The sequence below is a fragment of the Bradyrhizobium sp. PRIMUS42 genome, from assembly GCF_023006515.1.
Taxonomy (GTDB): domain Bacteria; phylum Pseudomonadota; class Alphaproteobacteria; order Rhizobiales; family Xanthobacteraceae; genus Bradyrhizobium.
The window spans coordinates 91,917-98,217 of the sequence record NZ_JALBGZ010000002.1; the positions used below are offsets into that span (position 1 = coordinate 91,917).

Annotated in this window: 9 protein-coding genes and 1 pseudogene; 6 read left to right on the top strand and 4 right to left on the bottom strand. The window is 60.1% G+C overall.

Features of this window, described 5'->3' with window-relative positions; translation table 11 throughout:
• The first annotated feature begins 3 nt into the window (after positions 1-3).
• The 4 genes from MOV75_RS00925 to MOV75_RS00940 all read left to right on the top strand — a co-directional run bounded on the left by MOV75_RS00925 (position 4) and on the right by MOV75_RS00940 (position 2,111).
• A complete protein-coding gene (locus MOV75_RS00925) occupies positions 4-867 on the top strand; it encodes an alpha/beta fold hydrolase (protein ID WP_246916324.1) in 864 nt (287 codons plus the stop codon).
• Between the two features lie 17 nt (positions 868-884).
• Positions 885-1,235, top strand: coding sequence for a phasin (locus tag MOV75_RS00930; protein ID WP_246916322.1), 351 nt, complete (start codon positions 885-887; stop codon positions 1,233-1,235).
• 65 nt (positions 1,236-1,300) lie between these two features.
• Positions 1,301-1,477: a hypothetical protein gene (locus MOV75_RS00935; RefSeq protein WP_246916320.1), complete on the top strand. Its 177-nt coding sequence runs from the start codon at positions 1,301-1,303 to the stop codon at positions 1,475-1,477.
• Between the two features lie 190 nt (positions 1,478-1,667).
• A complete protein-coding gene (locus tag MOV75_RS00940; protein WP_246916318.1) occupies positions 1,668-2,111 on the top strand; it encodes a potassium channel family protein in 444 nt (147 codons plus the stop codon).
• 58 nt (positions 2,112-2,169) lie between these two features.
• On the opposite strand, the gene MOV75_RS00945 is transcribed toward MOV75_RS00940, so the two are convergent.
• Positions 2,170-2,853, bottom strand: coding sequence for a helix-turn-helix domain-containing protein (locus MOV75_RS00945; RefSeq protein WP_246916316.1), 684 nt, complete (start codon positions 2,851-2,853; stop codon positions 2,170-2,172).
• Positions 2,854-3,196: 343 nt separating this feature from the next.
• Here MOV75_RS00945 and MOV75_RS00950 point away from each other — a divergent pair, with 343 nt between their 5' ends.
• A complete protein-coding gene (locus tag MOV75_RS00950; protein WP_246916314.1) occupies positions 3,197-3,829 on the top strand; it encodes a response regulator transcription factor in 633 nt (210 codons plus the stop codon).
• Positions 3,830-4,028: 199 nt separating this feature from the next.
• Positions 4,029-4,403: a response regulator transcription factor gene (locus tag MOV75_RS00955; protein WP_246916312.1), complete on the top strand. Its 375-nt coding sequence runs from the start codon at positions 4,029-4,031 to the stop codon at positions 4,401-4,403.
• Between the two features lie 14 nt (positions 4,404-4,417).
• On the opposite strand, the gene MOV75_RS00960 is transcribed toward MOV75_RS00955, so the two are convergent.
• The 3 genes and pseudogenes from MOV75_RS00960 to MOV75_RS00970 form a co-directional block, all read right to left on the bottom strand.
• The gene (locus tag MOV75_RS00960; protein WP_246916310.1) at positions 4,418-5,002 is read right to left on the bottom strand and encodes an invasion associated locus B family protein; all 585 of its coding nucleotides are present in this window, start codon (positions 5,000-5,002) and stop codon (positions 4,418-4,420) included.
• A gap of 18 nt (positions 5,003-5,020) precedes the next feature.
• Entirely contained in the window at positions 5,021-5,866 is an 846-nt protein-coding gene (locus MOV75_RS00965; RefSeq protein ID WP_246916494.1) for a S9 family peptidase, read from the bottom strand.
• Positions 5,867-5,919: 53 nt separating this feature from the next.
• Positions 5,920-6,301, bottom strand: a pseudogene (locus MOV75_RS00970) (transporter); the annotation flags it as partial.

Sequence of the window (6,301 nt, forward strand, 5' to 3'; positions counted from 1 at the left end):
TCCATGCCGAAGGTGCAGGCGGGCGAAATCGAGTTGGGCTGGCGGGAGTGGGGACGAGGCGACGTTACCGTCGTCTTCATCCACGGCAATCTCGCCAGCAAGGACTGGATCGAGCTCGCCGCGCCGATGTTTCCGAACGGGCTGCGGGTGGTCGCGATCGACTGGCGCGGCTGCGGCGAAAGCGACCGACCAAAGCCCGCTGCAGACTATGCCAACTATTCGATGCAGCAGCATGCGCAGGATATGCTGGCGGCCCTTGATAGGCTCGATATCGGATACTGCCACCTCGCCACCCATTCGACCGGTGGCATCATCGCAGCCCGCATGCTGCTGATGCAGCCTCGGCGCTTTGGTCGTGTGTTCGCACTCGATCCGGTCACGCCGCTGGGCATGTCCTTCAATGCCGACCAGATCGGCCTTTTCCGGGCAATGATGGCGAGCAAGGAACTGACAAGGACCGTGATGGCGACGGCCGCGACCTCGTTGTTCCTGCCGGATAGCATGACCCCGAATGCGATTCCCCGTTTCCGGGAAGGGCTCGGCGAAATTCAGGCTCTGTTCGACCGGATCATCGAGCAGACCTTCAGCGTCTCCGAGGGAATCTGGATCGGAACGCCTGTCAACCTCACCCGCGAGAGGGAGAGCCGCGAACTCGAACAGCGTATGCCCGATATCGGGCATTCGCACCTGGTGCTATGGGGCGAGTGGGACGGCTGGATTTTGCCCGCGGATCTTCACGCCATGGCGGAGGCGATGCCGGACTGCCGGCTCGTGATCGTGCCCGGCGTCGGGCATTCGATGAACCTCGAGCGGCCGGCTCTCTACGCCGGCTACTTCGGCGCCTGGTTCGGGGGGCTTGCGGCATAATCACGAGGAGCAACGTCATGGCAGAGATCAATCCATCCGCCGAGAATATCCGCGGGATGCTCACCGAAGCCCTTGGCCGGTTGAGAAAGGCCCATACGGAGTATTTTGATCTGCTGGAAAGGGGGCTCAGTTCCTCGCCGCTGCCGATAGCCGACCAGGCCAAGCAGTTTTGCAGTTTCATGCAGCGCAATGTCAACGCGACGTTCGATCTTGGCGATAAGCTTGTTCAAGCCAAGGACGCTCAGGACGCGCTCAAGCTTCAGTCCGAGTTCTTTCAGGGCCAGATGCAGGCCTTGACCGACCAGGCGAGGAGCGCCGGCGAGACCGCCATGAAGGCGGCAACCGGCATGTTCGGACAGAAGAACTGAGACTGCCGTGGGGCAGGGACAAGGCTATTGGCTCGCGGGCACTCGCGATTGATACGAGGTCACAAATGGCGGATACGACAAAGCTCTCGGTAGAGAAGGCGCTTGAGAAATTGCGAAGCAGCGATCAGGCAAAATCAAAAGATCAGCGGCGCGATGAAAGGACCGAGAAACTTAACGAGGAAATCAAGCGCATGAGAACGCAGAGATCGCGTCTCGATCATAAATCACGGACGCGCGGCTAGAAGATTGCCGCCGTCCGAGCCGCGCATCGAATTCGCTCCATTTTGACGGTGCTCAATGGAGACCAACGCCATGTCTGGCCAATTTGATCGTCGCATTTGGAAGGGGAGCACGACATGCAAAGCGTGCGAGAGTTGTTCCAGGCCGTGTTGCGGAACCGGCGAAAATGCGACTGAGGCCGGGGACTGCTAAATGGTGGTTCAATTCTTGGTCGGCTCAATCGTCAGCGTGATCAACATCGTGATCCACGCTCTGGTGACCGTTGCGGCCATCGGCATCGCCCGAGCCGTCGGGCTTCGGTATCTTGCGCGGCCAAGGCTGCCACTGATGGCCGTGATGGTTGCAACAGCGGCGGCGCTGATGGTGGCGCACACAATCGAGGTTCTGGTCTGGGCGTTGACTTACGCCATGATCGGCGCGGCCCCTGCCGGCAGCGACCTGCTTTATTTCGCTTTCGTCAACTACACCACGCTGGGATATGGCGATATCACTCCCGTGCAAGAATGGCGGCTGACGGGACCGATGACCGCGATGAACGGGATCCTGATGTTCGGCTGGTCAACCGCCGTTCTGTTCGAGGTCTTGCGCAAGACGCTCGACGATCTCGGAATGACCAAGCTGCCGGGTGCTCGGTGATTTGACGTTGACGATGTGAACCGGCAAGGGCGGACTCACCCCGGGAAAAGACTGCCGCTCAATGCTGCAGATCGAGACTGGCGAGCTCCTGCCGGTCCAGCAGCACGATTTGGCGCTGGGTATTGCCGATAAAGCCGAGGACGCCGAGATCATGCAGATGCGATATCGCACGCGAGACGGTCTCCAGTGTCAGGCCGAGATAATCGGCGATGTCGCGCCGGGACATCGGCAGTGCCATGACTTCGGATGCGGTCAGGCGCTTGTCCATTTCGAGCAGGAAGGCCGCCACCCGCTCCAGCGACGTCTTGCGACCGAGCAGGAGCATGTGGTCTTCCGCGTGCTGCAGATTGATTGTCGTCATGCTAAGCAGGTTGCGGGCCACCATCGCGTCGCTTTCGGCCACCAATTCAAGGCTTTGCCTTTTGACGAGCTGCACCGTGGTGTCCACGATCGCCTCGGCTGTAAACCGATGCTCGCTGCCGTTCTCCAGGCCAAAAATGTCGCCGGCAAGATGGAATGCGCCGATCTGGCGGCGACCGTCTGACAGCAGCTTGTAGCTTCGTACGGCACCAGACTTGACCTGATAGACATAGTCGGCAGGTTCCTTCTCCCCGTAGACCTCCGTTCCTTTTTTGTATGTAAATTCGTTTAAACAGATGATCGGATTCGAATCACTGGTCATTCCGAAGTCGTAGAGTGAATTGGGGCGGGGCAGGGGGGCGGTCTTTGTGCGCACCAGCATAGGCTGACTCCTCAACGTTGATCGCTGAATTGGTCTCAACCGAATATTTCATCGCAAGGAATGCGCGCCGTTCCACTCCCGCCGGGGTTGGTTTAAGACGAAGGAGGCATTTCAAACCATTGTCTCTAAGGGCATTGTACCAAAGGACAGTGGGGGCGAAGGCGTGCACGCAATGAGAATTCGTCCGCACTGAGAGGGCAGGATCTTCTTAAGGTCCTCTGTCCAATTCGCACATTTTCGCGATGCCTGATATCGTTCCTAGAGTTGACTGCACTTGCGTCTTTTCCCGCTGAATTGGCTCCACAGAGGCCAATCCGGGAGTCATTGCGGCTAAGAGGTAAAATTGCCCGGCCTCATTCACGTCGTAGACGACGACGTTTCGTTCCGAACGGCGATGGAACGCCGTCTCAAGCTTGCCGGCTATGACGTCGTCACCTATGCGTCTGCGCAGGATCTGCTCGATCTCTTGCCAGCCGAAGATAAGCCGGCATGCATCCTGCTTGACGTGCAGATACCGGGGCTGAGTGGGCCGGAGCTGCAAGCGCGTCTGCTCGAACTCGGTTCGACGCTGCCGATCGTCTTCCTCACCGGGCACGCCGATACGCAGACAACCGTGCGGGCCATCAAGGCCGGTGCGGAAGATTTTCTGACCAAGCCGGTGTCGTCAGAGGAGTTGATCAACGTGGTCGAGCGGGCCATGTCGCGCCATGAGATGGCGCGCGCGCAGCACGGCAAGCTCGTTGCGCTTCGTGCACTGGTCGCGTCGCTGACACCGCGAGAACGTCAGGTGTTCGACCTCATGGTGCGTGGCAAGATCAACAAGCAGATTGCCTACCAGCTCGGAACGACCGAGCGCACCGTGAAAGCTCACCGTCATCAGGTGATGGAAAAAATGCAGGTGCATTCGTTCGCGGAACTTGTTTCGGTCGCAGAGCGACTGGGAATGCTCGATCCAAACGGCGATGCGGGCAAGTAGCAGAAAATCATGTCGCTTGTCAGTCTGCGTAAGGTGAACCTGCACGTTGGTACAATGACATAGATTGTTGACAGGATGCCGCTGAAGGCGCGCAATGATGCTGGAGATCGTCGGCTGTCGAAGCAGAACCTAGCTCGCGGACAAGCCGTTGGTGTGACGATCGCCCAGCATATTTGTTGTACCGAAGAGGCCGACAATCGTGTCGATCCGAGAATCCGTCTTCGTCCTGGATGATGATCCATCGATGCGCATGAGCATCAAGCGACTGCTGCGAGAACACGGTTTTGGCGTGCTGCTGTTCGCCTCGGCGAAGGCGCTATTCGACCACGGTGATTTCGGAAACGTCATCTGCATCATCATCGACATCAATTTGAGCGATCAATCCGGGATTGCGGTGCGCAAGCGGCTTACGAACGAAGGCGTGATGGCCCCTGTCGTCTACATTACCGGCAATGACAGCGCGGCGAACCGCGCGGCGGCGATCGACTCAGGGTGCATCGCTTATCTGACCAAGCCATTTGCGGCGCACTCACTTATCGCGCCAATTGAGCAGGCCTGCGGCGGGATCATCTAGCGCGGCCGAGACGCTTATTCATCGACATACTGCTCGAACGTTTGCGCCGGTGCTCCCTTGTGCACGACAGAAAATTGCGCCAGCGGCAGTGACGTCGTCAGCGACAGAAGGTTGGAATCGACGACCTCCAGGACCAGCACTTTTCCTGATTCCAGCTCCTTGACGATTTTGGGATCGGCGACATCGGCTGCAATGCAGGCGTTGGTGACGCACCAGCTATAGGGTAGGCGGTAAGGGCTTCCTTGATCTACCGTCAGCTTGATGGGGTGCTGCAGATACATGCCGACCGGAACAAACAATTGCAGTCTGGCAGCGGGCTCGCCCTCGCGCTCGATCAGGTCCACGCGCACGGCGGTTTGACCGGTCGGGAAGGTGCCCGTGATTGAGGTCCGGCACAGCATCTTGGCGCCACCCGCCCTAAAGCAGAGTTTGCGCCAGTCTCCATAAGTGATGTCCTTTGCCTCGCGTTGGCCCCGGGTCGTCACCTCGGCGGGCTTCGCTGCTTGTGAATTTTGCCGTGTCGCGGCAACCGCCGAGAACGCTACGCCGGCAGTGACGACGACCAGCAAGCCCGACAAACAGTGACGTGCATAAGCCATGGCCACACCTCCTTGCGCCTAGTGCGGCGCGTCGAGAAATTTCGTCACCAGCGGCGACCAGATCGGAATGGCGTCCGGGGAGCCAATGAAGAAGTGTCCTTCATTGCCGAACGGCGGCATCAGATGGTACTCGGCCCTGCCGCCCGCGGCAGTGAAGGCGTCGTGCATGCGCTTGGACAGATCGGGGCCGAAAAACGTGTCGTTCTCGATATAGATCCACAGCATCGGCACGCGCGAAGTGCGGCCGAAATTCGCGGTCGCCTCGACGAGCTTGTCCGGCGCGCAATTGTTGTTCGGCTTGCCGTCGACACGGCCTCCGCGGCCGGCCGCGAAGGTGATGATCGCCTTCACCTGAGGCGGGTTGACGCTGGACAACGCAATGGAAGCCCAGCCGCCGGCGGATTGCCCAACGACAATGACATCCTTGGGCACAATGCGCTTCTCGGCCGCCAGATAGTCGATAATCCAGAGATCGACCTGCGCCACCGCCAGGCCGGCGTCGCGGAAATTAGGGTTGGTGCACTTGCCGACCTTGGAAAAGAACGGGCCGTAAATGCCGCGCTCGGGGATGTCGATGGCCGAGGCGCCATACCCCGTCCCCACGGGCGCCACCACCAGGTGGCCTCGTTTTGCGAACCATTTGGCGGCGTCGCGGAATTCCACCAACGGAAAGAAGCTGCGGTCAGTCGGATTGAGTGAGACTCCGTGGTTCATGATGACGAGCGGGAATGGACCGTCGCCGACCGGACGTACCAGGTAGGCGAACATTGGTAGCGGTAGTGGCAGCGCCCAGATCTCCTCCTGGATGGGGACATCTTTCTCCGCGCGTGCGGTCGTCGTGAAAGCGGCCAGCACCAGCAACATGGCCGCGAACCACCCGAGCGCCGGGCTGACTGGTTGCCGCATTGCGGGTCTCCTCATCCGGTGTAGGTGGCGGCCACGATGATCGGACCGAGTACGGTCAGCACCACGTTTCCGACCGCGTACGGGACGGCGACGCCGAGCACCGGCGTCTGGCTCTCAGCGACGTCGCAGGCACCGGTCACGGCGGCATCGACGGTCATGGCGCCGGCCAGCGCGCCGCAGGTGATGACAGGGTTCATGCGCAGCACGTGACGTGCAAACAGCGTCGCGACGATCAGAGGTACGATGGTGATGACAAGGCCCATGCCGACAAGAAGCAGCCCGTGGGCCTGGATCGCAGCCCAGGCGGCGGCGCCGTTGCCAAGCCCGATCGCCGCGATGAAGCCGCCGAGCCCGAGATCGCTCAGGGTCTGCTGCGCAGCCGGCGGCATTGCT